22 protein-coding genes are annotated in these 25,100 nt (G+C 69.3%); 19 read left to right on the top strand and 3 right to left on the bottom strand.

The genetic code is table 11. The features are described from left to right. Positions 1–131 precede the first annotated feature (131 nt). From EV193_RS01720 to nuoN, 14 genes are all read left to right on the top strand, one after another. Positions 132–587 (top strand): NADH-quinone oxidoreductase subunit A, encoded by a 456-nt coding sequence (locus EV193_RS01720; RefSeq protein WP_130342148.1) that lies wholly within the window; start codon positions 132–134, stop codon positions 585–587. A 7-nt stretch (positions 588–594) separates the two neighbouring features. Beyond that, complete coding sequence (locus tag EV193_RS01715) at positions 595–1,143, top strand: NuoB/complex I 20 kDa subunit family protein (RefSeq protein WP_130342147.1); 549 nt, start codon at positions 595–597, stop codon at positions 1,141–1,143. 5 nt (positions 1,144–1,148) lie between these two features. Further along, positions 1,149–1,922: an NADH-quinone oxidoreductase subunit C gene (locus tag EV193_RS01710; RefSeq protein WP_130342146.1), complete on the top strand. Its 774-nt coding sequence runs from the start codon at positions 1,149–1,151 to the stop codon at positions 1,920–1,922. Next, entirely contained in the window at positions 1,919–3,247 is a 1,329-nt protein-coding gene (locus tag EV193_RS01705; RefSeq protein WP_130342145.1) for an NADH-quinone oxidoreductase subunit D, read from the top strand. Before EV193_RS01710 ends, EV193_RS01705 begins: the two co-directional genes overlap by 4 nt. Beyond that, positions 3,235–3,981, top strand: coding sequence for an NADH-quinone oxidoreductase subunit NuoE (gene nuoE / locus EV193_RS01700; protein WP_130342144.1), 747 nt, complete (start codon positions 3,235–3,237; stop codon positions 3,979–3,981). Before EV193_RS01705 ends, nuoE begins: the two co-directional genes overlap by 13 nt. Then, complete coding sequence (gene nuoF, locus EV193_RS01695) at positions 3,978–5,279, top strand: NADH-quinone oxidoreductase subunit NuoF (RefSeq protein WP_130342143.1); 1,302 nt, start codon at positions 3,978–3,980, stop codon at positions 5,277–5,279. The genes nuoE and nuoF overlap by 4 nt, the downstream gene beginning before the upstream one ends. Then, the gene (locus EV193_RS01690; protein WP_130342142.1) at positions 5,276–7,780 is read left to right on the top strand and encodes an NADH-quinone oxidoreductase subunit G; all 2,505 of its coding nucleotides are present in this window, start codon (positions 5,276–5,278) and stop codon (positions 7,778–7,780) included. The genes nuoF and EV193_RS01690 overlap by 4 nt, the downstream gene beginning before the upstream one ends. Continuing rightward, on the top strand, positions 7,777–9,096 hold the full coding sequence (nuoH, locus tag EV193_RS01685) for an NADH-quinone oxidoreductase subunit NuoH (RefSeq protein WP_130342141.1): 1,320 nt from the start codon (positions 7,777–7,779) through the stop codon (positions 9,094–9,096). Before EV193_RS01690 ends, nuoH begins: the two co-directional genes overlap by 4 nt. Continuing rightward, the gene (gene nuoI, locus EV193_RS01680; RefSeq protein WP_130342140.1) at positions 9,096–9,644 is read left to right on the top strand and encodes an NADH-quinone oxidoreductase subunit NuoI; all 549 of its coding nucleotides are present in this window, start codon (positions 9,096–9,098) and stop codon (positions 9,642–9,644) included. The genes nuoH and nuoI overlap by 1 nt, the downstream gene beginning before the upstream one ends. Positions 9,645–9,735: 91 nt before the next feature. Then, on the top strand, positions 9,736–10,608 hold the full coding sequence (locus tag EV193_RS01675; protein ID WP_130342139.1) for an NADH-quinone oxidoreductase subunit J: 873 nt from the start codon (positions 9,736–9,738) through the stop codon (positions 10,606–10,608). After that, entirely contained in the window at positions 10,605–10,904 is a 300-nt protein-coding gene (gene nuoK, locus EV193_RS01670) for an NADH-quinone oxidoreductase subunit NuoK (protein WP_130342138.1), read from the top strand. Before EV193_RS01675 ends, nuoK begins: the two co-directional genes overlap by 4 nt. A gap of 55 nt (positions 10,905–10,959) precedes the next feature. After that, positions 10,960–12,888 (top strand): NADH-quinone oxidoreductase subunit L, encoded by a 1,929-nt coding sequence (nuoL, locus tag EV193_RS01665; protein ID WP_130342848.1) that lies wholly within the window; start codon positions 10,960–10,962, stop codon positions 12,886–12,888. Then, positions 12,885–14,483 (top strand): NADH-quinone oxidoreductase subunit M, encoded by a 1,599-nt coding sequence (locus EV193_RS01660; RefSeq protein ID WP_423202118.1) that lies wholly within the window; start codon positions 12,885–12,887, stop codon positions 14,481–14,483. The genes nuoL and EV193_RS01660 overlap by 4 nt, the downstream gene beginning before the upstream one ends. Before the next feature lie 16 nt (positions 14,484–14,499). Next, positions 14,500–16,089, top strand: coding sequence for an NADH-quinone oxidoreductase subunit NuoN (gene nuoN, locus EV193_RS01655; RefSeq protein WP_130342137.1), 1,590 nt, complete (start codon positions 14,500–14,502; stop codon positions 16,087–16,089). Here the strand turns inward: nuoN and EV193_RS01650 are convergent, their stop codons facing one another. Next, entirely contained in the window at positions 16,090–17,820 is a 1,731-nt protein-coding gene (locus tag EV193_RS01650) for a toll/interleukin-1 receptor domain-containing protein (protein ID WP_165401172.1), read from the bottom strand. A 55-nt stretch (positions 17,821–17,875) separates the two neighbouring features. Between EV193_RS01650 and EV193_RS01645 the strand changes: the two genes are divergently transcribed. Then, positions 17,876–18,343 (top strand): hypothetical protein, encoded by a 468-nt coding sequence (locus EV193_RS01645; RefSeq protein ID WP_130342135.1) that lies wholly within the window; start codon positions 17,876–17,878, stop codon positions 18,341–18,343. Positions 18,344–18,941: 598 nt separating this feature from the next. Here the strand turns inward: EV193_RS01645 and EV193_RS01635 are convergent. Continuing rightward, complete coding sequence (locus EV193_RS01635; protein ID WP_341273138.1) at positions 18,942–19,226, bottom strand: cupin domain-containing protein; 285 nt, start codon at positions 19,224–19,226, stop codon at positions 18,942–18,944. Between the two features lie 226 nt (positions 19,227–19,452). Here EV193_RS01635 and EV193_RS01630 point away from each other — a divergent pair, with 226 nt between their 5' ends. From EV193_RS01630 to EV193_RS01620, 3 genes are all read left to right on the top strand, one after another. Next, a complete protein-coding gene (locus EV193_RS01630) occupies positions 19,453–21,468 on the top strand; it encodes a thioredoxin domain-containing protein (RefSeq protein WP_130342133.1) in 2,016 nt (671 codons plus the stop codon). A gap of 89 nt (positions 21,469–21,557) precedes the next feature. Further along, the gene (locus tag EV193_RS01625) at positions 21,558–22,130 is read left to right on the top strand and encodes a hypothetical protein (protein ID WP_130342132.1); all 573 of its coding nucleotides are present in this window, start codon (positions 21,558–21,560) and stop codon (positions 22,128–22,130) included. 231 nt (positions 22,131–22,361) lie between these two features. After that, complete coding sequence (locus EV193_RS01620; RefSeq protein ID WP_207222454.1) at positions 22,362–22,958, top strand: response regulator transcription factor; 597 nt, start codon at positions 22,362–22,364, stop codon at positions 22,956–22,958. A gap of 230 nt (positions 22,959–23,188) precedes the next feature. Here EV193_RS01620 and EV193_RS01615 read toward each other — a convergent pair whose 3' ends face one another. Beyond that, the gene (locus EV193_RS01615) at positions 23,189–23,788 is read right to left on the bottom strand and encodes a TetR/AcrR family transcriptional regulator (protein ID WP_130342130.1); all 600 of its coding nucleotides are present in this window, start codon (positions 23,786–23,788) and stop codon (positions 23,189–23,191) included. 149 nt (positions 23,789–23,937) lie between these two features. Here EV193_RS01615 and EV193_RS01610 point away from each other — a divergent pair, with 149 nt between their 5' ends. Further along, positions 23,938–25,086, top strand: coding sequence for an MFS transporter (locus EV193_RS01610; RefSeq protein ID WP_130342129.1), 1,149 nt, complete (start codon positions 23,938–23,940; stop codon positions 25,084–25,086). Positions 25,087–25,100 lie beyond the last annotated feature (14 nt).

Here is a 25,100-nt window from a genome sequence, read left to right as displayed (position 1 = left end):
GTTCACAACTTGCGTACGCGAGCTTGTGAAGACTTTCACAAGCTCGTGCAACCTGCGGGTTAGGACAGCCTAACCACTTTGTGGCGAACTGTCACCCCATAGGGTGCCGGCGGAAAGCGGAAGGGACGGCAATGGTGTCGACACTCTGGTCAAACGCTGTCGCGCTCGCGCAACAGCCCCCGTCACCGGTACAGCCGATACAGCCGCCGAGCGGTCCGTCCGAACTCGGCTCCTACCTGCCGATCGTGATCCTGTTCGTGCTCGCCGCGGCGTTCGCGATCTTCTCCGTCCTGCTCGGCCCCATGGTCGGCCCGCAGCGGAAAAACCGCGCGAAGACCGAGGCCTACGAGTGCGGCATCGAACCGTCGCCGCAGCCGGTGATCGGCGGTGGCCGCGTCCCGGTGGCGTACTACCTCACCGCGATGCTGTTCATCCTGTTCGACATCGAAATGGTGTTCCTCTACCCGTTCGCGGTCTCCGCGGACGCTCTGGGCCTGTTCGGCCTGGTGGAGATCTTCCTGTTCATCGCGACGGTCGGCTTCGCCTACGCCTACGTGTGGCGGCGCGGCGGACTCGACTGGAACTGAGGCGATCATGGGAATCGAAGAGAAACTCCCCAACGGGATCATGTTGGCCAGCTTGGAGAAGCTGGTGAACTGGGGCCGGCGCAATTCGCTGTGGCCCGCGACGTTCGGCCTCGCTTGTTGCGCCATCGAGATGATGACCACCGGCGGCCCGCGCTACGACATCGCCCGCTTCGGCATGGAGGCGTTCCGGGCCAGCCCCCGGCAGGCCGACCTGATGATCGTCGCCGGCCGGGTCACCAACAAGATGGCCCCGGTCCTGCGCCAGATCTACGACCAGATGCCCGAGCCCAAGTGGGTGCTCGCGATGGGCGTGTGCGCCTCCTCCGGTGGCATGTTCAACAACTACGCGGTGGTGCAGGGCGTCGACCACGTCGTCCCGGTCGACATCTACCTGCCCGGCTGCCCGCCGCGCCCGGAGATGCTCCTGGACGCGATCCTCAAGCTGCACGCCAAGATCGCCGACGAGCCGATCAACGCCCGCCGGGCTCAGTTGCTCGCCGAGAGCGGACACCGCACCGAGCTGATCGCGTCGTCGATCAAGTACGCGAAGAAGTGAATCCCTTGGCAGACAACGAAAGCAAGCCACAGACCGGCGGCGAGAACTCGTCCGCCGAGCGGGCCGAGACCGGCGTCGAGCCGCGCACCGAGGACGCCCGACCAGCACAGCCCGATCCCCGTATCACCGCGGGCAAGGCGCGCAGCGGCATGTTCGGCGTCTCCGGCACCGGGGACACCTCCGGCTTCGGCGGCCTCAAGCTCCCCGCGCACGTGCCGGCCCCGGCCGAGCGCCCGTACGGCGGCTGGTTCGACGAGTTCGCCGACGAGATGCGCGACGCGATGGTCGAGCGGGAGATCCCGGCCGACGCGATCCAGCAGGTCACCATCGACCGCGACGAGATCACCTTCTACGTCAAGCGCGAGCACCTGGTGGGCCTGGCCCGCATGCTGCGCGACGACGCCGGCCTGCGCTTCGAGCTGTGCAGCTCGGTGTCCGGTGTGGACTACGGCGAGGACGTGCCGCAGCGGCTGCACTCGGTCTACCACTTCACCTCGATGACCTACCGGCGGCGCATCCGGCTCGAGGTGGCGCTGGACATCGAGGACCCGCACGTGCCGTCGCTGGTCGAGGTCTACCCGACCGCCGACTGGCAGGAGCGCGAGGCCTACGACATGTTCGGCATCGTCTACGACGGCCACCCCGCGCTCACCCGGATCCTGATGCCGGACGACTGGGACGGCCACCCGCAGCGCAAGGACTACCCGCTCGGCGGCATCCCCGTCGAGTACAAGGGCGCCGAGATTCCTCCGCCTGATCAGAGGAGGTCGTACTCGTGACTACGGAAGCGGACCCGTACGCCGCGGAAGAACGGAAGACCACCGAGGGCCGCGTCTACACGGTCACCGGTGGCGACTGGGACGACGTGCTCGAGGACGCGATCTCCGACGAGCGGATCGTGATCAACCTCGGCCCGCAGCACCCGTCCACGCACGGCGTGCTCCGGCTCGTGCTGGAGCTGGAGGGCGAGACGGTCACGCAGGCCCGCTCGGTGATCGGCTACCTGCACACCGGCATCGAGAAGAACTGCGAGTACCGCACCTGGACCCAGGGCGTCACGTTCGTGACGCGGATGGACTACCTGGCGCCGCTGCACAACGAGGCCGCCTACTGCCTGGCCACCGAGAAGCTGCTGGGCGTCACCGACCAGATTCCGCGCCGCGCCACGATCATCCGCGTGATGCTGATGGAGCTGAACCGGATCAGCTCGCACCTGGTGGCGCTGGCCACCGGCGGCATGGAGTTGGGCGCGCTCACCGCGATGACCGCGGGCTTCCGCGAGCGCGAGGAGGTGCTGCACCTGCTGGAGGACCTGACCGGGCTGCGCATGAACCACGCGTTCATCCGCCCCGGCGGTGTGGCGCAGGACCTGCCGGAGGACTACGACCAGAAGGTGCGCGACTTCCTCAAGGTGATGCGCTCCCGGCTGCCCGACTACGACAAGCTGCTCACCGGCCAGCCGATCTGGAAGAACCGGCTGATCGGCGTCGGCTACCTGCCGGTGGACGCGTGCCTGGCACTCGGCATCACCGGCCCGGTGCTGCGCTCGGCCGGTCTCGGCTGGGACCTGCGCAAGCAGGAGCCGTACTGCGGCTACGAGGAGTACGACTTCGAGGTTCCGACCTCGACCGCGGCCGACGCGTACGCGCGCTACCTGCTGCGGGTGGAGGAGATGCACCAGTCGCTGCGGATCATCGAGCAGACGCTGGACAAGCTGGAGCCGGGCCCGGTGATGATCGAGGACCAGAAGATCGCCTGGCCGGCGAAGCTGTCCATCGGATCGGACGGCATGGGCAACTCGCTGGAGCACGTCCGCAAGATCATGGGCCAGTCGATGGAGTCGCTGATCCACCACTTCAAGCTGGTGACCGAGGGCTTCCACGTGCCGCCGGGCCAGGTGTACGTGCCGGTGGAGTCGCCGCGCGGCGAGCTCGGCTACCACCTGGTGTCCGACGGTGGCACCCGCCCGATGCGCGTGCACGTGCGCGAGCCCAGTTTCGTGAACCTGCAAGGGATGCCGGCGATGTCCGAGGGCGGCATGGTCGCCGACGTGATCGCCGCGGTGGCCTCACTCGATCCCGTCATGGGAGGTTGCGACCGGTGACCGACGTGTTCGACACCCAGACGCACGAGCGGGCCGAGGCGATCATCGCCCGCTACCCGCAGGCCCGTTCCGCGCTGCTGCCGATGCTGCACCTGGTCCAGTCGGTGCAGGGCTTCGTGTCGCAGGCGGGCATCGCGTTCTGCGCGCAGAAGCTGGACCTGTCCACCGCCGAGGTGAGCGCGGTGGCCACGTTCTACACGATGTACAAGCGCAAGCCGTGCGGCGAGCACCTGGTCAGCGTGTGCACCAACACGCTGTGCGCGGCACTCGGCGGGGACGCGATCTACACGCGGCTCAAGGAGCACCTGGGCAGCGATACCCCTGACGGCAAGCCGCTCGGGCACGAGGAAACCGTTGGCACGCCTGGGGAATCCGGCTCGGTGACGCTGGAGCACGCGGAGTGCCTCGCGGCCTGCGACCTCGGTCCGGTGCTGCAGGTGAACTACGAGTACTACGACAACCTCACCGAGGACAAGGCCGTCGAGCTGGTGGACGCGCTGCGTGCCGGCGACAAGCCGGCCCCGACACGCGGCGCCCCGCTGCGTGACTTCAAGACCGCCGAGCTGGAGCTGGCCGGGTTCTTCCCCGAGGACGAGGAGACCTACCGGTCCACTGTGGACGCTCCGACGGCCGCCGAGGAGACCGTGCGCGGCGCGAGGATGGCCGCCGACAACGGGTGGACCGCACCCGCCATGCCGGCGAAGGTCGCGATGCCGGAGGTGCAGAAGAAATGACCGAACCGCGTAAGCCGGCGCCGGTCACCCCGGTGCTCACCAAGACCTGGCTGTCGCCGAGGTCCTGGACGTTGGACACCTACACCAAGCTCGAGGGATACACCGCGCTTCCCAAGGCGCTCAAGGCATCCCCGGAACAGCTTGTGCAGTTGGTCAAGGACTCCGGGCTGCGCGGACGCGGCGGCGCCGGCTTCCCGGCCGGCGTGAAGTGGTCGTTCATGCCGCCCAACGAGGACAAGCCGCACTACCTGGTGATCAACGCCGACGAGGGCGAGCCGGGCACGTGCAAGGACATCCCGCTGATGATGGCCGACCCGCACTCGCTGATCGAGGGCTGCGTCATCGCGTCCTACGCCATGCGGGCGCACCACTGCTTCATCTACGTGCGCGGCGAGGCGCTGCACTGCATCCGCCGCCTCAACGCCGCGGTCCGCGAGGCCTACCAGGCCGGCTACCTCGGCAAGAACATCCTGGACTCCGGATTCGATCTCGACATCGTGGTGCACCCGGGTGCGGGCGCGTACATCTGCGGCGAGGAGACGGCACTGCTCGACTCGCTGGAGGGCCGCCGCGGCCAGCCGCGCCTGAAGCCGCCTTTCCCCGCCGCCGCAGGGCTTTACGCCGCGCCGACCACGGTGAACAACGTGGAGACGATCGCGTCCGTGCCGTTCATCGTGAACGGCGGCTCGGACTGGTTCCGCGAGATGGGCACGGAGAAGTCGCCCGGCCCGAAGATCTACTCGATCTCCGGACACGTGGAGAAGCCCGGCCAGTACGAGGCGCCGCTGGGCACCACCCTGCGCGACCTGCTGGAGCTGGCCGGCGGCATGAAGGACGGCATCCCGCTGAAGTTCTGGACTCCCGGCGGGTCGTCCACGCCGATGTTCACCGCCGAGCACCTGGACGTGCCGCTGGACTTCGAGGGCGCGGCCGAGGCCGGCTCGATGCTCGGCACCACCGCCGTACAGGTCTTCAACGAGACGGTGTCCGTGCCCTGGGCCGTGATGAAGTGGACGCAGTTCTACAAGCACGAGTCCTGCGGCAAGTGCACCCCGTGCCGCGAGGGCACCTACTGGCTGACCCAGATCCTGGAGCGCATGGTCGCCGGCAACGGCACCGAGGCCGACATCGACACGCTGCTGGACGTGTGCGACAACGTGCTCGGCCGCTCGTTCTGCGCGCTCGGCGACGGTGCGGTCAGCCCGATCACCTCTGGCATCCAGTACTTCAGGGACGAGTTCCTCGCCTTGTGCGACAAGCAGAAGGCCGCCCCAGCGTTGGCAGGAGCGCAGGCATGACAGCGGTACAGGAGCCGAAGAAGCTGGAGGTGCCCGAGGGGCACGTCACGCTGGTGATCGACGACGTCGAGGTCGTCGCGCCGAAGGGCGAGCTGATCATCCGCACGGCCGAGCGGCTGGGCATCGTGATCCCGCGCTTCTGCGACCACCCGCTGCTGGACCCGGCGGGCGCGTGCCGCCAGTGCCTGGTCGAGGTGGAGATGGGCGGCCGGCCGATGCCGAAGCCGCAGGCGTCCTGCACGATGACGGTCGCCGACGGCATGGTCGTGCGCACCCAGCGGACGTCGAAGGTCGCCGACAAGGCGCAGCAGGGCGTGATGGAGCTGCTGCTGATCAACCACCCGCTGGACTGCCCGATCTGCGACAAGGGCGGCGAGTGCCCGCTGCAGAACCAGGCGCTCGCGCACGGCCGCGCGGACTCCCGGTTCGTGGACGTCAAGCGCACCTTCCCCAAACCGATCAACGTGTCCACGCAGGTGCTGCTGGACCGCGAGCGGTGCGTGCTGTGCCAGCGCTGCACCCGGTTCTCCGCGCAGATCGCCGGCGACCCGTTCATCGAGCTGCTGGAGCGCGGCGCCGACCAGCAGGTGGGCACGGAGGCGACCTCCGAGATCACAGCGCTCAACAAGACCAGTGAGGGCAAGGAGTTCGCCAGCTACTTCTCCGGCAACACGATCCAGATCTGCCCGGTCGGCGCGCTCACCAGCGCCCAGTACCGCTTTCGCTCCCGTCCGTTCGACCTGGTGTCCACGCCGAGCGTGTGCGAGCACTGCTCCTCCGGCTGCGCGGAGCGCACCGACTGGCGGCGCGGCAAGGTGCAGCGCAAGCTCGCCGGCAACGACCCCGAGGTCAACGAGGAGTGGATCTGCGACAAGGGCCGGTTCGCGTTCCGGTACGCCACCGCGGCCGACCGGATCACCCGCCCGCTGGTGCGCGACAAGGCCACCGGTGAGCTGGTCGAGTCGTCCTGGACCGAGGCGCTGCGGATGGCGGCCGACGGGCTGGCCACGGCGCGCGACGCGAAGGGCGCCGGCGTGCTCACCGGCGGCCGGCTGACCGTCGAGGACGCCTACGCCTACGCCAAGTTCGCGCGGATCGCCTTGCGCACCAACGACATCGACTTCCGCGCGCGGGCGCACTCGGACGAGGAGCTGTCCTTCCTGGCGTCCTCGGTGGTCGGCACGACACCGGAGAACGGCGTCACCTTCACCGCGATCGAGAACGCGCCCGCCGTACTCACCGTGGCCTTCGAGCCGGAGGAGGAAGCGCCGATCGTGTTCCTGCGGCTGCGCAAGGCCGCCCGCAAGAACAACACCGCGGTGTTCCACATCGGACAGTGGACGACCACCAGCGTGACCAAGACCTCCGCGTCGCTGCTGGCCTGCCAGCCGGGCGGCGAGGCGGCCGCGATCGAGGGCCTGGCCACACACGCGCCGGACGTCGTCGAGGCACTGCGCAAGAACGGCGCGGTGATCGTCTTCGGCGAGCGGGCAGCACAGGTGCCGGGCCTGTTCTCCGCGCTGACCAAGCTGTCCGCGGAGACCGGCGCCAAGCTCGCCTGGATCCCGCGCCGCGCCGGCGAGCGCGGTGCGCTGGAGGCCGGCGCGCTGCCGACGCTGCTGCCCGGCGGCCACCCGGTCACCGACGCGGCCGCCCGCGCGGAGATCGAGCGCGCGTGGGGCGTGGACGAGGGAACGCTGCCCGCCGAGCCCGGCCGCGACACCTCCGCGATCCTCGCCGCCGCGTCCAACGGCAAGCTGTCCGGCCTGGTGGTCGGCGGCGTCGACCCGAACGACCTGCCCGACCCGGCACTGGCCCGCGAGGCGCTGGAAACCTTGTCCGGCAACGGTTTCATCGTCTCCCTCGAACTGCGCCGGTCCGCCGTGCACGACTACGCGCACGTGGTCCTGCCGATCGCGCCGTCGGTGGAGAAGGCCGGCAGCTACCTCAACTGGGAGGGCCGCCGCCGCGAGTTCGGTACCACGCTGGAGGGCACCGGCGCGCTGCCGGACGGCCGGGTGCTGGACACGCTGGCCGTGGAGATGGACGTCGACCTGTTCACCCAGACCCCGGCATCCGCGGCCGGCGACTTCGCCAGGCTGCCCAGCGTGAATGATTCCAGCGCGAACGGCTCGCGGCCGAGCATGCTGGAGGTGCCGGCGGCACAGGTGCCCAGCTCGCTCGGCGGGCCGTCGGCGCTGCTGGCCACCTGGCGGCAGTTGCTGGACAACGGCTCCATGCAGGACGACGAGCCTGCCCTTGCCGGCACCGCACGCCCTGTCGTGGCACGGGTTTCCGAGTCCACGGCGCGGGCGCTGGGCCTGAACGGCACGGCGACCGTGTCCACCGCCCGCGGTTCGATCACGCTGCCGGTCGTGCACGCCGACCTGCCCGACGGCGTGGTCTGGCTGCCGGCCGACTCCGGTGACTCGACCGTGCGCGCCACCCTCGGCGCCGGCCACGGCGATATCGTCACCCTCGCCCGTGGGGAGGCGTCATGACCCGCGCGGAACTGCTCGCGGACGACCCGCTCTGGCTGATCCTGATCAAGGCGGTCGTGCTGCTGCTGATCGGGCCGCTGATGACCATGTTCATGGTCATCTTCGAGCGCAAGGTCGTCGCGTGGATGCAGCACCGGCCGGGCCCGAACCGGGTCGGCCCGTGGGGTCTGCTGCAGAGCATCGCCGACGCGATCAAGCTCCCGTTCAAGGAGCAGATCATCCCGACGACGGCGGACCGGAAGGTGTACTTCCTGGCTCCGATCGTCTCGGTGATCCCGTCGTTCCTGGCGTTCTCGGTGATCCCGTTCGGCCCGCAGGTGTCGATCTTCGGTGAGCAGACCGTGCTGCAGCTGGTCGACCTGCCGGTCGGCGCGCTGGTGATCCTGGCCTGCTCGTCGCTGGGCGTGTACGGCATCGTGCTCGCCGGCTGGGCGTCCGGCTCGGCGTACCCGCTGCTCGGCGGCCTGCGCTCGGCGGCGCAGGTGATCTCCTACGAGATCGCGATGGGCCTGTCGATCGTCGGCGTGATCCTCTACTCGCACTCGCTGTCCACCGGCGACATCGTCGACGCGCAACGGGACGGCTGGTACTTCTACCTGCTGATCCCGAGCTTCGTGATCTACCTGATCTCCATGGTCGGCGAGACCAACCGCGCGCCGTTCGACCTGCCGGAGGCGGAGTCGGAGCTGGTCGGCGGGTTCCACACCGAGTACAGCTCGATGAAGTTCGCCATGTTCTTCCTCGCGGAGTACACGAACATGGTGATCGTCTCGATGTTCGCGACGACGCTGTTCCTCGGCGGGTACATGGCGCCCTGGCCGATCTCGCTGATCGGCGACAACTACCTCAACACCGGCTGGTGGCCGGTGCTGTGGTTCATGGGCAAGACGATGCTGCTGCTGTTCGTGTTCGTCTGGCTGCGCGGCACCCTGCCCAGGATGCGCTACGACCAGTTCATGCGGCTCGGGTGGAAGGTCCTGGTGCCGGTCAGCCTGGTCTGGATCGTGGTGATCGCCGGCATCCGCGCGTTCCGCAACGAGCCGAACATCTCCACCTCGCAGATCCTGGTCTTCGGCGGTGTGGCGCTGCTGGTGCTGATCGCGGTCGCGATGCTGATCCCGGACAAGCGCGCCCGCGCCGAGGACGAGTACCTGGTGCCGGTCACCGGCGGCGGGCATCCGGTGCCGCCGCTGGATCTCGAGGTGCCCAAGCCGCCGAAACGGCGCTCGCTCAGTGAGGCGAAGGTGGCCAGAAAGCCGGCCGCCGTCCCCGCTGGACAGTCCACTTCGGACACTCCAGATAAGGAGTCCGAGTAATGGGAATGTTCGATCCCCTCAAGGGATTCGGCGTCACCTTCTCGACGATGTTCAAGAAGGTGGTGACCGAGGAGTACCCGGAGATCGGTGCGCCCGCCGCGGCCAGGTACCACGGCCGGCACCAGCTCAACCGGCACCCGGACGGCCTGGAGAAGTGCGTCGGGTGCGAGCTGTGCGCCTGGGCCTGCCCGGCCGACGCGATCTTCGTCGAGGGCGGCGACAACACCGAGGACGAGCGCTACTCGCCCGGTGAGCGCTACGGCATGGACTATCAGATCAACTACCTGCGGTGCATCGGCTGCGGCCTGTGCATCGAGGCCTGCCCGACCCGCTCGTTGACCATGACCAACGAGTACGAGATCGCCGACGACAACCGGCAGGACCTGATCTACACCAAGGAGGACCTGCTCGCCCCGCTGCTGCCCGGCATGGAGCAGCCGCCGCACCCGATGCGGCTCGGCGAGAGCGAGCAGGACTACTACGTGGACGGCCCCGAGCTGGCCAAGCGCCCTGGTGTGCCGGATCCCGTGGGGGAGGAGGTCAAATGACCACTGTCACCAGGTTTGTAGGTCTTCAAGACCAGCAAACCCCCCCGTTTGTGGCTCTTGAAGACCATCAAACCGAGTGGGGGGTTCGCCGATGAGTGCAGTGCTCGCCGCTGCCGCCGCCGAGGTCTCCACCGGAGAGGCGATCGCGTTCTGGGTGCTCGGCCCGGTCGCGCTCGCCGGTGCGCTGGGAATGATCTTCGCGCGCAACGCCGTGCACTCCGCGCTGTGGCTGGTGCTGACGATGCTCAGCCTCGGCGTGATGTACATGGTGCAGCAGGCGCCGTTCCTCGGCTTCGTGCAGATCATCGTCTACACCGGCGCGGTGATGATGCTGTTCCTGTTCGTGCTGATGCTGGTCGGCCGGGACTCGTCGGACTCGGTGGTCGAAGTCCTTCGAGGGCAACGACTCTGGGCGACCGTGCTCGGCATCGGCATCGCCGGCCTGATCGTCGGCGCGGTGTCCCGCTCGCTGACCGACGTGCCGGTGGAGAACCTGCAGCAGCAGAACGCCGGCGGCGCCAACGTGAACAACCTCGGCAAGTCGATCTTCACCGAGTACCTGTTCCCGTTCGAGCTGACCTCCGCGCTGCTGATCACCGCCGCGATGGGCGCGATGGTGCTCGGCTACCTGAACCGGCACGAGAAGGGCATGAAGCGCACGCAGAAGGAACTCGTCGAGGCGCGGTTCCGCGGCGAGTACGAGCGCCCGTCGCCGCTGCCCGGTCCCGGTGTGTTCGCCACGGCCAACTCGGTGGCCACCCCGGCGCTGCTGCCGGACGGCTCGGTCGCGCCGGAGTCGCTGTCCCGGCTGATCGACTCCACCGCGAGCGAGACGTTCTCCGACGAGATCAAGTCGGTCGCGGGTACCGAACCTGGGCCGGACGCACACGCACTCACACCGTCCACAAAGGACACGTCCACAACGGACACCAAGAACACTGAGGACACGGAGGAGACGCGGTGACCCCGACGTACTACCTGCTGCTGTCCGCGCTGCTGTTCTCCATCGGCGCGGTCGGCGTCCTGGTGCGCCGCAACGCGATCGTCGTGTTCATGTGCATCGAGCTGATGCTGAACGCGGTGAACCTGACCCTGGTCACGTTCTCCCGGATCAACGGGAAGCTCGACGGCCAGGTGATGGCGTTCTTCGTGATGGTGGTCGCCGCGGCCGAGGTCGTGGTCGGGCTGGCGATCATCATGTCGATCTTCCGTACCCGCCGGTCGGCAAGCGTCGACGACTCCAACCTGCTGAAGTACTGAGGGAGAACTGGTGCACACAACAGCTCTCGCTTCACAAGTGCAGGAGGCGAGCGGGGTGGCCGGCGCGGCGTGGCTGGTGGTCGCGTTCCCGCTGCTCGGCGCGCTGATCCTGCTGGTCGGCGGCAAGCGCACCAACGCGTGGGGCCACCTGCTCGGCTGCGCGACCATCGCCGCGTCGTTCGTGTACGGCCTGATCCTGTTCTTCTCCACGACCGGCCAGGAGGAGGCGGCGCGCACCTCCGAGGTGAGCCTGTTCTCCTGGATCCCGGTCGATCAGCTCCAGGTCGACTTCGGCCTGCGGATCGACCCGCTGTCGATCACGTTCCTGCTGCTGATCACCGGCGTGGGTTTCCTGATCCACGTCTACTCGATCGGCTACATGGCCCACGAGCCGGGCGAGAACGACCGCAGGCGGTTCTTCGGGTACTTCAACCTGTTCGTCGCCGCGATGCTGATTCTGGTGCTGGGCAACGGGTTCGTGACCCTGTACCTCGGCTGGGAGGGCGTCGGTCTGGCGTCGTACCTGCTGATCGGGTGGTACACCGATCGCCCGTCCGCGGCCACCGCGGCGAAGAAGGCGTTCCTGATGAACCGGGTCGGCGACGTCGGCCTGGCCATCGCGATCTTCATCATGTTCAAGGTCGTCGGCAGCACCCAGTACACGGCGGTGTTCGACGGCGTGGCGAACGGCGCCTTCTCCTCCGGCGAGCTGGTCGCCCTGACCCTGCTGCTGCTCCTGGGCGCGTGCGGCAAGTCCGGCCAGTTCCCGCTGCAGGCGTGGTTGCCCGACGCGATGGAGGGCCCGACCCCGGTCTCCGCCCTGATCCACGCCGCGACCATGGTGACCGCGGGCGTGTACCTGATCGCCCGCTCGAACCCGATCTACACGGCGAGCCCGGACGGCCGCCTGGTCGTGGTGATCATCGGTGCGGTGACATTGGTGATCGGGTGCGTCATCGGCTGCGCGTACGACGACATCAAGAAGGTGCTCGCGTACTCGACGGTCAGCCAGATCGGCTACATGATCCTCGCGGTCGGCCTCGGGCCGTTCGGCTACGCGCTGGGCATCATGCACCTGCTCACGCACGGGTTCTTCAAGGCGGGGCTGTTCCTCGGCGCCGGGTCGGTCATGCACGCCATGAACGACGAGGTCGACATGCGCAAGTACGGCGGGCTGGCGCGGATCATGCCGGTCACGTTTGTCACGTTCGGCCTCGGATACCTTGCGCTGATTGGTGTTCCGCCGTTCTCCGGCTTCTTCTCCAAGGACGCGATCATCGAGGCGGCGCTCGGCCAGGACGAGACCTGGCGCGCCTGGGTGTTCGGCGGCGCGGCGCTGCTCGGCGCCGCTCTCACCGCGTTCTACATGACCCGCCTGGTGCTGATGACGTTCTTCGGCGAGAAGCGCTGGAAGGACATCAAGTCCTCGGACGGGCGCGAGTTCCACCCGCACGAGTCGCCGTCGGTGATGACGATCCCGATGATCGTCCTGGCGGTCGGCTCGGTCGGCGCCGGCGCGTTCTTCGCGATCGGCGACACGTTCACCGAGTGGCTCGCACCCACGGTCGGCGTGCTGGAAGAGTCGCACCACCACGTGATCCCGCACGCCGTGGTGCCCTGGCTGACCGTCGGGCTGTCGCTCCTCGGCGTGCTGCTGGCGTGGCTCTTCGTCGGCCGCAAACGGGTGCCGCTGTCGAAGCCGGAGCCGGTGCCGTTCCCGGTGCGTGCCGCGCGGGCCGACCTGTACGGCAACCACTTCAACGAGCTGCTGATCGCGCGGCCCGGCACCTGGCTCACCCGAGCGCTGGTCTACATCGACAACAAGTGGGTGGACGGACTGGTGAACGGCACGGCCGCGTTGCTCGGCGGTAGCTCTGGACGACTGCGACGGGCGCAGACCGGATTCGTGCGGTCCTACGCGCTGTCCATGCTCGGCGGCTCGATCCTGTTGATCGCGGCCCTGTTGGCGGTGAGGTTCGCATGAACACAGCCCCGGTCGTTCCCGCGGTGACCACGTCGCCGTCGGCGTCGTTCCTGCTGTGGCTGCTGCTGTTGGTGCCGCTGCTCGGCGGCATCGCGGTGGCGTTCCTGCGCGACGCCAAGACGGCCAAGCTCGCCGCACTCGGCATCGCGCTGCTCGAGTTCGTGCTGGTGATCCCGACCTGGATCGCCTACGACCCGGCCGGCTCGCGTATCCAGCTGTCCTCGTCGATGGACTGGATCCCGAACTTCGGCGTGCACCTGGCGCTCGGCGTTGACGGCATCTCGCTGGTCATGATCGCGCTGATCGGGCTGCTGATGCCGATCGTGATCGGCAGCTCGTGGGCGGACAAGCTGCCCGAGGGCCGCTCGGTCGGCGGGTTCTACGCGCTGCTGCTGGTCATGCAGGCCGGCATGATCGGCGTGTTCGCCGCGACCGACGTGTTCCTGTTCTACGTGTTCTTCGAGGCCGTGCTGGTCCCGATGTACTTCCTGATCGGACGCTTCGGCGGCCCGCGCCGGCAGTACGCGGCGGTCAAGTTCTTCCTGTACTCGCTGCTCGGCGGGCTGATCATGCTCGGCTCGGTGATCGGGCTGTACGTGGTCTCCGGCGACAAGCTCGGCAGCGGCACGCTGGACTGGGCCACGCTGACCACGGTCATCTCGCAGGAGTCGCAGGCCACGCAGACGTGGCTGTTCCTCGGCTTTTTCGTGGCGTTCGCGATCAAGGCGCCGCTGGTGCCGCTGCACACCTGGCTGCCGGACGCGGCCGCGGAGGCGCCGGTCGGCGTCGGCGTGCTGCTGGTCGGCATCCTGGACAAGATCGGCACCTACGGGTTCCTGCGCTACTGCCTGCCGATGTTCCCGGCGGCCAGCAAAGACTTGGCGCCACTCGTGCTGGTGCTCGGTGTGGCCGGTCTGCTCTACGGCGCGCTGCTGGCCACCGGGCAGAACGACATGAAGCGGTTCGTCGCCTACACCTCGATCGCGCACTTCGGCTTCATCGCGGTCGGGATCTTCGCGTTCAGCTCGCAGTCGGTGTCCGGCGCGGTGCTCTACATGTTCAACCACGGCCTCTCCACCGGCATGCTGTTCCTGGTCGTGGGCATGGTGATCGCGCGCGGCGGCTCCACGCTGATCTCCGACTACGGCGGTATGGCGAAGCTGACGCCACTGCTCGGCGGGCTGTTCCTCGTCGCCGGTTTGGCTGGTTTGTCGTTGCCAGGCACCAATTCCTTCGTATCGGAGTTCCTGGTGCTGATCGGCGCCTACCCGAGTCGGCCGGTGTTCGCGATCCTCGCCACGATCGGCATGATCCTGGCCGCGCTGTACGTGCTCTGGGCCTACCAGCGGATCATGCACGGGCCGGTGCGCGGCGACGCGCTGCTCGGCGCGCTCAAGGGTCCCGGTGCGGTGGCGGCACCGGAAACCGCCACCCGCCAAGGGATCAAGGACCTGGACGCGCGTGAGATCGCGGTGCTCACCCCGCTGGTGGTGCTGATCATCGTGCTCGGCTTCTACCCGGCTCCGATCCTGGACGTGATCGGGCCGTCGGTGGAGGCCACCCTGCACTCCGTCATCCCGTTGGGAGGCAACTGAGGTGACTGGAGCATCAATGCTCGCAACGGTTCTCACCGCTCAGCCCGTACCGCCCGCTGACAAGCTCAGCGCTCCGGCCATCGACTACGGCGCGATCATGCCGGTGCTGATCGTGCTGGGCGCGGCCTGCGTCGGCGTGCTCGTCGAGGCGTTCCTGCCCAAGCACCAGCGCTGGCCCGTCCAGGTCGTGCTGTCGCTGGCGACGCTCGCCGGTGCGGGCATCGCCATGGCGGTGTACCTCGGTGACGAGTCCACACCGAAGAACGGCGTGATCACACTGGCCGGCACGCTCGCCGTGGACCGGCCGGCGCTGTTCCTCTGGGGCACGCTGCTGGTGCTGACGCTCGGCGCGCTGCTGCTGATCGCGGACCGCTCGGTGGAGCCGGGTGGCGCGTTCGTGGCCGAGGCGGCGATCCGTCCCGGCACGATCCAGGACCGCGCACAGGTCGCCGGTACGGGTATGCAGACCGAGGTGTTCCCGCTGACGCTGTTCGCGCTCGGCGGCATGATGGTCTTCACCTCGGCGAACGACCTGCTGACCATGTTCATCGCGCTCGAGGTGCTGTCGCTGCCGCTGTACCTGATGTGCGGGCTGGCCCGGCGGCGGCGGTTGCTGTCGCAGGAGGCGGCGGTCAAGTACTTCCTGCTCGGCGCGTTCGCCTCGGCGTTCTTCCTGTACGGGCTGGCTCTGCTGTACGGGTACGCCGGCTCGGTCAAGCTGGCCGACATCTCCAACGCGGCGGCCGGCACCGACCGCTCCGACGCGCTGCTGTTCGGCGGGCTCGGGCTGCTCGTGGTCGGCCTGCTGTTCAAGGCGTCGGTCGGCCCGTTCCACACCTGGACGCCGGACGTCTACCAGGGCGCGCCCACGCCGATCACCGCGTTCATGGCCGCGTGCACCAAGGTGGCCGCGTTCGGCGGGATGCTGCGCGTGCTCCAGGTCGGCTTCGAGTCGACGTCGTGGGAGTGGCGCGGGGTGCTGTGGGGCGTGGCGATCGTGTCGATGGTGATCGGCGCGGTGCTCGGTCTCACGCAGACCGACGTGAAGCGCATGATCGCCTACTCGTCCATCGCGCACGCCGGATTCCTCCTGATCGGCTCGATCGCGCTGACCGACCAGGGCCTGTCCGGGACGCTGTTCTACCTGCTCACCTACGGCTTCACCACGCTGGCCGCGTTCGGCGTGATCTCGTTGGTGCGTAACGCCGACGGCGAGGCGACGCACCTGTCGCAGTGGGCGGGGCTGGCCAAGCGCTCCCCGGTGACCGCGGCGGTGTTCACCTTCATCCTGCTCGCGCTCGCCGGGATTCCGCTGACCTCCGGGTTCGTCGGCAAGTTCGTGATCTTCTCCGCCGCGCTGCAGGACGGGATGGCGCCGCTGGTCGTGATCGCGCTGATCGCGAGCGCGGTGGCCGCGTTCTTCTACCTGCGGGTGATCGTGCTGATGTACTTCAGTGAGCCGGCGGCCGACGGACCGTCGGTGACCGTGCCGGGCGCGTTCACCACGGCGTCGATCACCCTGGGCGTGATCGCGACTCTGGTACTCGGTGTCCTGCCGGCGTTCGCGCTGGACTGGGCCGGCTCCGGCACCTTCGCCTTCCAGTGATCAGCTGAGCCCGTGCGGTGATCCAGTGATCACCGCCAGCTCGGCGAGCACGCCGGTCAGCGGCTCGCGCAGGTCTCGGAGGCTGGCGCGGAGGTCGGCGTGATGCGCCCACGCGCGTTCGTGCGATCGTGGATCGACGTGCTGAGGGCGGGTCGCGTGGTGTCCGTCGAGCAGTGGATGCCAGCGGGACAACACCGGTCGCAGGTGGGTGTGGATCCGTAGCGCCAGTTCGGGCACGGATCCTTCCCCAGCCGGCGGTTCGGCGTCGCGCATGAGCGCCCGGGCGCGCAGGAACAGCGTGTGCAGGGCGGCCACGGTGTCGGCGAGCGGAACGTCCTGTTCGGACAGTCGTGCGGTGGCGAGGCGTCGGGCAAGCTCGACCTGGAGTCGCCACGCCGTCTTGCGCTCCTCGACCGCTCGTCTGTCCGATGTAGATGGTCGAGGGTCGGCGAGGACCGTGCGCAACGTGGTCGCCCGGACGGCCGCCGCGCGGCTCGGATCCGGGTCGATCGCACCGAGCAGCAGCGCGACCAGCGGATGTGCGGCGATTCTGGTCGCGTCCACGGTGCGTACCAGTGATCGCCGATGCAACCGCGTTACCGTGGTGTCGGCGCTCAACACGCCAGTGGCCAGTGCGGCCGGTGCCACCGCGGCCAGTGCGCGCAGCACGTCCCAGTCTCGGGAGTCGTTGCGCGCCAACGATTCCCGCAGCAGTACGGTCGTCGTCGGCAGCGCCTCGGCCGGAGTGCGCAGCAGGGTGTGATGCGAGGTCTCGACATCACCGGCGAGTTCACGCAGGGCCAGCGGGTGGCCGCCCACCGCCTCCACGATGTCGGTGGAACTCGCACCGAGGAGTTCCATCCCGTCCTCCGTGGACAGTCCGTCCAATGCGAGTCGTGAGCCCATCCCGAGGTCGGTCCGCTCCCGGCTGATCACCACGACCCGTGCGTGCCCGGCCAACTCGGCGAGCGCGCCAGCCGGTGGCGCCGCGCCCTCGATGATCACCAGCCGCTCACCCGAGCCCTCGGGCACCGTGAAGTCGTTGTGCCGCAACAGGATCCCGCCGGGGAACAGCGACGCGAACCGGCGCGCGTACTCGGCGGCCAGCGCCGTCTTGCCGATGCCGGCCAGCCCGTGCAGCAACACCACCGGCGCGCCCGAGCCCGGCGCGGTCATCGCCGCGACCTCCGGATGCAGCAGCGCGTGCAGCCGCCACAGCTCGGTGAACCGCCCGACGAACGTCGCCGCGCCGCTGGCCGTCGGGACCGCGCCGAGCGGGCCGTCCAGCTCGGCGACTTCGGCGGCGATCCTCGCGCACAGGGCGGTGAGGCTGTCCGGGCTGCGTGGCGCGCGGGCGTGCCGGGTGTCGCGCAGTTCGACCGGCTGCACGTGGTCGGCGCCGGCCTCGGGGTTGACCACGAAGATGCGCCGCGCCGGCCCGTCGAGTCGAAGCGCCGCAAGGAAAGCGGCGGTCAGTTCGGCCTGACAGGCGTTGCTCGACGGGTAGTCGGCCGAGTAGTAGACGACCATCGCGGTGGACTCCGCCAGCTCGCCGAGCACGGCGGGGGAGATCGGCTGGAACGGCCGGATGCCGTTGGAGTCCCAGAACACCCGCAGCCCGGCGCGCTCCAATCCGCGCGCGAGCGCCACCGCCGGCGCCGCGTCCGTGCGTCGGTAGCTCAGAAAGACGTCCCACCTCGCCACGGCCACCACCCCCTCGTAGTCGATCAACCATCCACCGTAGCCAACAGGCGCGACGGAACCTGATATCCCTACGATTGACACCGTGGCAACCACTGGTCAGATCGCCCCGCCCCCTCGCAACGGCGAGCGGGAGGCCGCGTGGCAGTTGCACGTCGAGCTGGCGACGCGGATCACCGTCGTCGCGCTGCCCGACGACTCCGGAACCCTGATCGAGGCACTGCGCAGTGTCGACGCGGTCTCCCTACGGCTGGCCGAGATCGCAGGCGACTACTTGGTGCCAGGGCCGACCGGCGAGCCGGATGACGTGTTGTCCATCATCGCCGAGGTGGGCGACACGCTCGACGGATTCACGCTGACCTGGGCGGGTCCGCTGCGCGCGTGGCACGCCGTCCGAGCCGGCCAAGACATGGCGGGCCACGAACGCGCGTGGCCCGACGCGGTGCGCATGCGCTCGGATCTGGCCGCCGTCCAGTCGCGCCTCACCGTGCTGGCGAACCGGCTCGCCGACATCGGCGATTTCGCCTCACTGGTACGGGGGGAGCACGCATGAGCAGGCGTCGCGGGAGGAGGCGCGGACGGCCACAGCAGATCGCCGTCAAGCTGAAGCTGCCGTTCCTCGGCGAGATCAGCGGCACCTGGGAGCCGGACCAGGCCGAGGTCAAGGCGGCCTGGGAACTCTACGTCGAGCTGGTCACCCGCGTCACCGTGGTGGAGCTGCGCCCGAACGAAGGGCTCGTTCGGGAGGCGCTGACCAGTTTCTACTCGATGTTCGAGATCACCAGGACGATCCTGCGCAAGTACGGCCCAGCTTTGGCACGACCGCACGATCCGGGGCAGGTCGTGTTCGGCGAGGTCGCCGTGCGGGTGCTCGACGGTGCGCTTCGGCCGCTGCTCAGCAGGTGGCATCCGGCGCTGATGACCTGGGAGAGCAAGCGCCCAGAGGGCACGGACCCGGCGACCCACGAGCGGAACTGGGAGCGCCACGACGAACTGCGCGAGGAACTGGCGAAGACCCGCGTCGTGCTGTCCGGCATGGCTGACATGTTGGCCGCCGTCGCGAACATCGCGCCCCTGCATCCGCAGGTCCCCGACGCGACGCCACCCCAGGAAACAGCGGGGGGGGGGGCGCCGCTAGCCGGTGACCCGCGTCAGCTCGCCTCGAGCCGGTACAACTCGGGCAGGGAGACCTTGATCGGCTCCTGCGTGGTCCGCGCGATCACGACCACGACCGGCTCGTTCGGATCCGGGTTCTCCTCGCGGTGCGGCACGTTCGGCGGGACGAGGAAGAAGTCGCCGGGCCCACCGGGAAGCCGCACCTCCTTCGTGCCGTCGTGGTAGACGAACACCGGGTGTCCGCTGACCACGAAGACCCCGGCCTCCGAGTCGCCGTGGTGGTGGTTGTCGGTGGCGCTGCCGGGCGGGTTCTCGACCATGCCCATCCAGAGCTTCCTTGAGCCGACCGTGCCGCCGCTGATCGCGGTGTTGCCGTCCAGCTCGCCGGCCCTGACGTGGTGAACGCGGTTGGTCATCGGGATTCCCTCCTCGGTCTTCGGTGCGCCCAGGTTGCGGCCGGCACGCCGAGATCGACAACTTTCCTTGCCGTATCGGCAAAGTCGCACCCGACCGACGTCAGAGTCGAGCGGCTGGGACGCTGGAGGTATGACCAACCGCCTGGCTGACGCGACGAGCCCGTATCTCCTGCAGCACGCGGACAACCCGGTGGACTGGTGGCCGTGGGGCGAGGAGGCGTTCGCCGAGGCGCGGCGACGTGATGTGCCCGTTCTGCTGTCGGTCGGCTACGCGGCCTGCCACTGGTGCCACGTGATGGCGCACGAGTCGTTCGAGGACCCGGCCACCGCCGAGGTGATGAACGCGCGGTTCGTGAACATCAAGGTGGACCGCGAGGAGCGCCCGGACGTCGACGCCGTCTACATGACCGCGACGCAGGCGATGACCGGCCACGGCGGCTGGCCGATGACCTGCTTCCTCACCGCCGACGGCGAGCCTTTCCACTGTGGCACCTACTATCCGCCCGCGGCGCGCCCCGGCATGCCGTCGTTCCGCCAGTTGATGGACGCGGTGCACGACGCGTGGACCAGCCGCCGGTCTGAGCTGGACGAGGCGGCCGCCGCGATCGTCGGCCACCTGCGCGAGCAGACCAAGCCGCTGCAGGAGTCCACTGTGGACAACGAGGTGCTGGACGGCGTGGTGGACTCGCTGCTCGGCGAGTACGATCGCGGCAACGGCGGATTCGGTGCTGCGCCGAAGTTCCCGCCGTCGATGGTGCTGGAGTTCCTGCTGCGCCACCACGAGCGCACCGGCTCGATCTCCGCACTGTCCATGGTGGACGGTTCGGCCGAGGCGATGGCCCGCGGCGGAATCTACGACCAGCTCGGCGGCGGGTTCGCCCGGTACTCGGTGGACGCCTCCTGGGTGGTGCCGCACTTCGAGAAGATGTTGTACGACAACGGATTGCTGCTGCGCGTGTACACACATCTGTGGCGGCTCAACGGTTCGGCGCTGGCGCGCTCGGTGGCCGAGGGCACCGCGGAGTTCCTGCTCCGCGATCTGTCCACTGTGGACGGCGGGTTCGCGGCGTCACTGGACGCGGACACCGACGGCGTGGAGGGGCTCACCTACGCGTGGACGCCGGCGCAGCTGGTCGAGGTGCTCGGCGCGGACGACGGCGCCTGGGCGGCCGAGGTGTTCGGAGTGACCGAGGAAGGCACCTTCGAGCACGGCTCCTCCACACTGCGGCTGCTCGCCACGCCGGAGGACGAGACGCGCTACGCGCGGGTGCGCGAGCGGCTGTTCGGCGCCCGCCGCGCCCGCCCGCAGCCGGCCCGCGACGACAAGGTGGTGGCGGCCTGGAACGGGCTGGCGATCGCCGCGCTGGCCGAGGCCGGCGTCGCGTTCGACCGTCCACAGTGGACCATCGCGGCCGCGCGCGCCGCGGCGGCGGTACTGGACACCCAGCTCGTGGACGGCCGGCTGCGGCGCACCTCCAAGGACGGCGTCGTCGGCGACGCGGCCAGTGTGCTCGAGGACTACGGGTGCCTCGCCGAGGGCCTGCTCGTGCTGCACCAGGCGACCGGCTCGCCGCGCTGGCTCGCCGCCGCCCTCGGGCTGCTGGACACCGCGCTGGAGTCCTTCGCCGACCCGGAGGTGCCCGGCGCGTTCCACGACACGGCGGCGGACGCCGAGGCGCTGGTGTGGCGGCCGTCCGATCCGGGGGACAACGCCAGCCCGTCCGGCGCGTCGGCGGTGGCGAGCGCGCTGCTGCTGGGCGCGGTGCTGGCCGGGCCGGACGCCGCGAGCCGGTACCGCGAGGCGGCCGAGCTGGCCGTCGCGCGGGCGGGGCAGCTGATCTCCCGCGCGCCCCGGTTCGCCGGGCACTGGCTCAGCGTCGCCGAGGCGCTGACGCTCGGCCCGGTGCAGGTGGCCGTGGTCGGGGACGCCGGTGACGCGCGCACGGCCGAGCTGCGCGCGTCGGCGGTGGCGGGGGCGCACGGCGGCGCGGTCGTGCTCGCCGGGGAGCCGGACGCGGACGGTGTGCCGTTGCTGGCCGGCCGGCCGCTGCTGGACGATGGCCCGGCGGCGTACGTGTGCCGGGGTTACGTGTGCGACCGCCCGGTCGGGACGGCCGGCGAACTGGCGGAGGCGCTGCGCCGCTGACCTGTCCACCGCCAGCGAACACTCGTGCCAGTCACCGAGAATCGGCGTAGCTTCGGTATCGATGTAATCGTGTAATCGAGGAGATGGCGATGCGACGAGGATGGCACGGGCACGGACGAGGCCGGGGCAAGGGCGGATGGCAGCAGGCCGATCTGCCGTCGGCGGACGACGCGGCGGCGTGGTTCGAGGGCCGGCTGCCGGACGAGTGGTTCACCGGCGCGCCGGTCGTGATGGTCGACCGGGAGGAGATCATCCTGGTCGGCGAGCTGCCGGAACTGTCCGGCGAGTTCGACGACGAGGCCGCGCGGTCGGCCGCCGAGTCCGGGCGGATCAGCCGCTGGCGCGAGCAGACGCGGGACGAGCGGATCGAGATCGCGCGCCAGGCCGAGCACCGCTACCAGCGCAAGGTCGCGTGGGGCGCGAAACTCGGCTCGACCGAGGAGCTGTTCACCACGATCTCCGTACCGGTGATGACGCGGCTGCGTCAGCCCGAGCGGCTGGTGCTGGACACGCTGGTGGACGCCGGTGTCGCGCGTTCTCGTTCCGAGGCGCTGGCCTGGGCGGTGCGGCTGGTCGGCGAGCACGCCGAGTCCTGGCTGGACGAACTGCGTGACGCGATGTCCACGGTCGACGACCTGCGCAGCCGAGGCCCGGAGTTGTAACGGCACGCCGAGAAACGGAATTACCGACGTTTTCGGGTATTCTCACGCGCCATCCAACGGTAGAGTTGGAGATCCGAGGCCGACGCGGACGCGACAGAGGTGCGTGGGGGACACCGGCTTGCGCGCCGTGCTCGGCCTCGGCTCTGGGGAACTGGGCTTTGGGGGAAGACCATGACTTGCAGTGGCAGGCGCGCGGCCATCAGATCGAGCACTCTTCCGATCACCGTCGCGATGCGCAACGACCTGTTGCGCGGCGGTCTGGAGAAGATGCTCGACGCGCTGGGGATGACCGAGGTCGCCTCTCGGCGTGACCTGCGCGGCGGGCTCGACACGGCGCGCGGCCGGAGTGTCCTGATCGCCAGATTGGCCGAGGTCGACGGCGCGACCGTCGCCGATCTCCGCGCGGCCGTGCGCGCCGGGATGAGAGTCCTGCTGCTGGTCGCCGACGGTGATCTCGAACTGGTCGAACCGGGCTGGGTGCTCGACGGTGTCGGCTATCTCGGGGTCGACGACCTGGACGAACGAGCCCTGCACAACGCGCTGTGCGGTACGGACGGCGCGTCGTCGCTGCCCTCGGGGCTGGCCCGGTGGCTGCCGGCGATCCTGCGGCAGCGCGCGACCGCGGCGAGCGCCGCGCCGCGCCTGACACCGCGCGAGCGTCAGGTGCTGGCGCTGCTCGTGGAAGGCCTGAGCAACAAGCAGATCGCCCGGCGGCTGCGCATCTCCGAGCACGGCGCGAAACGCCTGGTCGCGAACATCCTGGCCAAGCTCGACTGCCCCAACCGCACGCTCGCCGTCGCACGGGCCGTGCGTGACGGAGTCGTCTGAAAGCGCGCTGAGCGACCCGTGAAGGTGGCCCCATCACCGCGCGCCGCCCTACGTGCACCACCTTCACGTTCTCGGTCACCTGTTGATCACGGCTGACCTGGGCTTTCTCGGTGACTGACGTACTTTAGCGGGCTAAAGTACGCGAACGGGCACCGGCGCGGTTGTCAAGCTTCGGGTGGCACGGCGTTGGTCGGCAGAGCCCTGGCGCGGGACAGCGGCTTCTCGGTGGCTTACCGGGGTGGGTCGTGGGCGAGCCGGCGGGCCGCGATGACCACGGCGGCGCGCTGTTTGGCGCGGTCGGCCGGATCGTCGCCGGTCTGTCCGGTCAGCATCTGCACGACCTGCGGCACGGCGAACCACCACGCCGCGAGCGCGATCAGCATGAAGGCGAGATCGGCGGGGTCCAGCTCGTCGGTGATCCCGCCGGCGCGCTGGGCCGCCTTGATGGCGTCCACCTTGGCCGTGTAGTACGGCGTGCGCTTCTCCTGGAGCGGGATCTTGCCCGCGTAGGACAGTCCCTCCCAGTGCAGCAGCCGGGCCAGGTGCGGGTGGCTGGAGTGGTAGTCGAACACCCGGCCGGCGAACTCGCCGACGTCCATGTCTTCGGCCGAGGGGAGTTGAACGGCCTCGGCGATCCGGACCAGTTCGTCGTTGAGGATCGCGGCGTAGAGCTGCTCCTTGTCGCCGAAGTAGTGGTAGAGCCGCTCCTTGTTCACCGAGGCCCGGCGGGCGATGCGCTCCACCGTCGTGCCGTTGAGACCGTTGGCGGCGAACTCCTCGGTCGCCGCTTCCTTGAGCCTCCTGCGCGTCTGTTCGGTGTCCCAGGCCACCCGGTCAGTCTAACTCCAACGTGATCGTTGACGTTCCGAATCGCCCCGGCTAAAGTGCAACCCCAACGTTGTGGTTGGGGGACTCAATGGCACTGGCAATCGCGCCTGCGCAGATCACACCTGCCTTGCGGCGCACAACACTGATCTTGTTGACGGTCGCGGTGGGCACCGTCGTGGCGAATCTGTACTACGCGGTGCCGCTGGAGCACGCGCTCGCGGAGGCGTTTCACGTGTCGGACCGGGCCATCGGGCTCGCCGTCTCGCTGATCCAGATCGGCTACGCGATCGGCCTGGCCACCCTGGTGCCGCTCGGCGACCTGCTGGAGCGGCGCGGCCTGCTGATGCCGATGCTGATCTGCAACGTCGCCGGCATGGTCACGATGGCGGTGGCATCGGGGTACGCGGTGTTCGTCGTGGCGGCCGCGATCGTCGGGGTGACCTCCGTCGCGGTCCAGGTACTGGTGCCGTTCGCCGCGGAGCTGGCGCCGCCGGACCAGCGTGGCCGGGTGGTGAGCACGGTCATGAGCGGCCTGCTGGTGGGCGTGCTGATCTCCAGGACGGTGTCCGGGCTGATCGCCGACGCGGCCGACTGGCGTGCCGTGTTCGCCTTCGGCGCGCTGATCACCGCGGTGGTCGCGCTGCTGCTGCACCGGAGGCTGCCGGTGCTCGCGCCGCGCGCCACGATGCGGTACCGGGAGCTGCTCGGATCGGTGGTCACGATCGTGCGCGAGGAGCCCCAGCTGCGGCTGCGGATGCTCTACGGCGGCTTGTGTTTCGCCGCGTTCAACGCGTTCTGGACCGGCTCGACGTTCCTGCTCGGCGGGCCGGACTACGGCTGGAGCACCAGCGCGATCGGGTTGTTCGCGCTGGTCGGCGTAGTTGGCGCGCTGTCCGCCCGATTCGCCGGCCGGCTGGCGGACAAGAGGAAGGTGCACCGGGGTACCGGGATCTTCCTGATCGCCACGGCCCTCTCGTTCGGGCTGATCGCGCTGGGCGAGTACTCGCTGGCCGCACTGGTCGTCGGGGTGGCCGTGATGGACATGGGGTGCCAGGGGGTGCACATCAGCAACCAGAGCGTCATCTACGCGCTGCGGCCGGAGGCGAGAAGCCGGATCAACACCGCGTACATGACGTTCTATTTCGTCGCGGGCGCACTGGGCAGCGGACTTTCCTCGCTGATCTATCCCGAATTCGGGTGGGTGGGTGTCAGCGTGTTCGCATTCGCGGTTCCCGCCGCCGGCGTCATCGTGTGGGGTGCGCGTGCGATCTCGGCGAGGCGGGGGGCTTCGCCGGTGTGACGATTCCACATGGG

Origin of the sequence: Herbihabitans rhizosphaerae (assembly GCF_004216555.1) — a bacterium.
Taxonomy (GTDB): Bacteria; Actinomycetota; Actinomycetes; order Mycobacteriales; family Pseudonocardiaceae; genus Herbihabitans; species Herbihabitans rhizosphaerae.
This window is presented reverse-complemented; position numbering and strand designations above follow the sequence as displayed.

What these genes read in the sequence shown, in the direction of transcription:
- nuoN (WP_130342137.1), top strand. Translation starts at nt 14,500, where the DNA reads ATGCTCGCAACGGTTCTCACCGCTCAGCCCGTACCGCCCGCTGACAAG.
- EV193_RS01660 (WP_423202118.1), top strand. Translation starts at nt 12,885, where the DNA reads ATGAACACAGCCCCGGTCGTTCCCGCGGTGACCACGTCGCCGTCGGCG.
- EV193_RS01720 (WP_130342148.1), top strand. Translation starts at nt 132, where the DNA reads ATGGTGTCGACACTCTGGTCAAACGCTGTCGCGCTCGCGCAACAGCCC.
- nuoH (WP_130342141.1), top strand. Translation starts at nt 7,777, where the DNA reads ATGACCCGCGCGGAACTGCTCGCGGACGACCCGCTCTGGCTGATCCTG.
- nuoI (WP_130342140.1), top strand. Translation starts at nt 9,096, where the DNA reads ATGGGAATGTTCGATCCCCTCAAGGGATTCGGCGTCACCTTCTCGACG.
- EV193_RS01675 (WP_130342139.1), top strand. Translation starts at nt 9,736, where the DNA reads ATGAGTGCAGTGCTCGCCGCTGCCGCCGCCGAGGTCTCCACCGGAGAG.
- EV193_RS01715 (WP_130342147.1), top strand. Translation starts at nt 595, where the DNA reads ATGGGAATCGAAGAGAAACTCCCCAACGGGATCATGTTGGCCAGCTTG.
- nuoF (WP_130342143.1), top strand. Translation starts at nt 3,978, where the DNA reads ATGACCGAACCGCGTAAGCCGGCGCCGGTCACCCCGGTGCTCACCAAG.
- EV193_RS01630 (WP_130342133.1), top strand. Translation starts at nt 19,453, where the DNA reads ATGACCAACCGCCTGGCTGACGCGACGAGCCCGTATCTCCTGCAGCAC.
- EV193_RS01625 (WP_130342132.1), top strand. Translation starts at nt 21,558, where the DNA reads ATGCGACGAGGATGGCACGGGCACGGACGAGGCCGGGGCAAGGGCGGA.
- EV193_RS01690 (WP_130342142.1), top strand. Translation starts at nt 5,276, where the DNA reads ATGACAGCGGTACAGGAGCCGAAGAAGCTGGAGGTGCCCGAGGGGCAC.
- EV193_RS01635 (WP_341273138.1), bottom strand. Translation starts at nt 19,226, where the DNA reads ATGGTCGAGAACCCGCCCGGCAGCGCCACCGACAACCACCACCACGGC.
- EV193_RS01620 (WP_207222454.1), top strand. Translation starts at nt 22,362, where the DNA reads ATGCGCAACGACCTGTTGCGCGGCGGTCTGGAGAAGATGCTCGACGCG.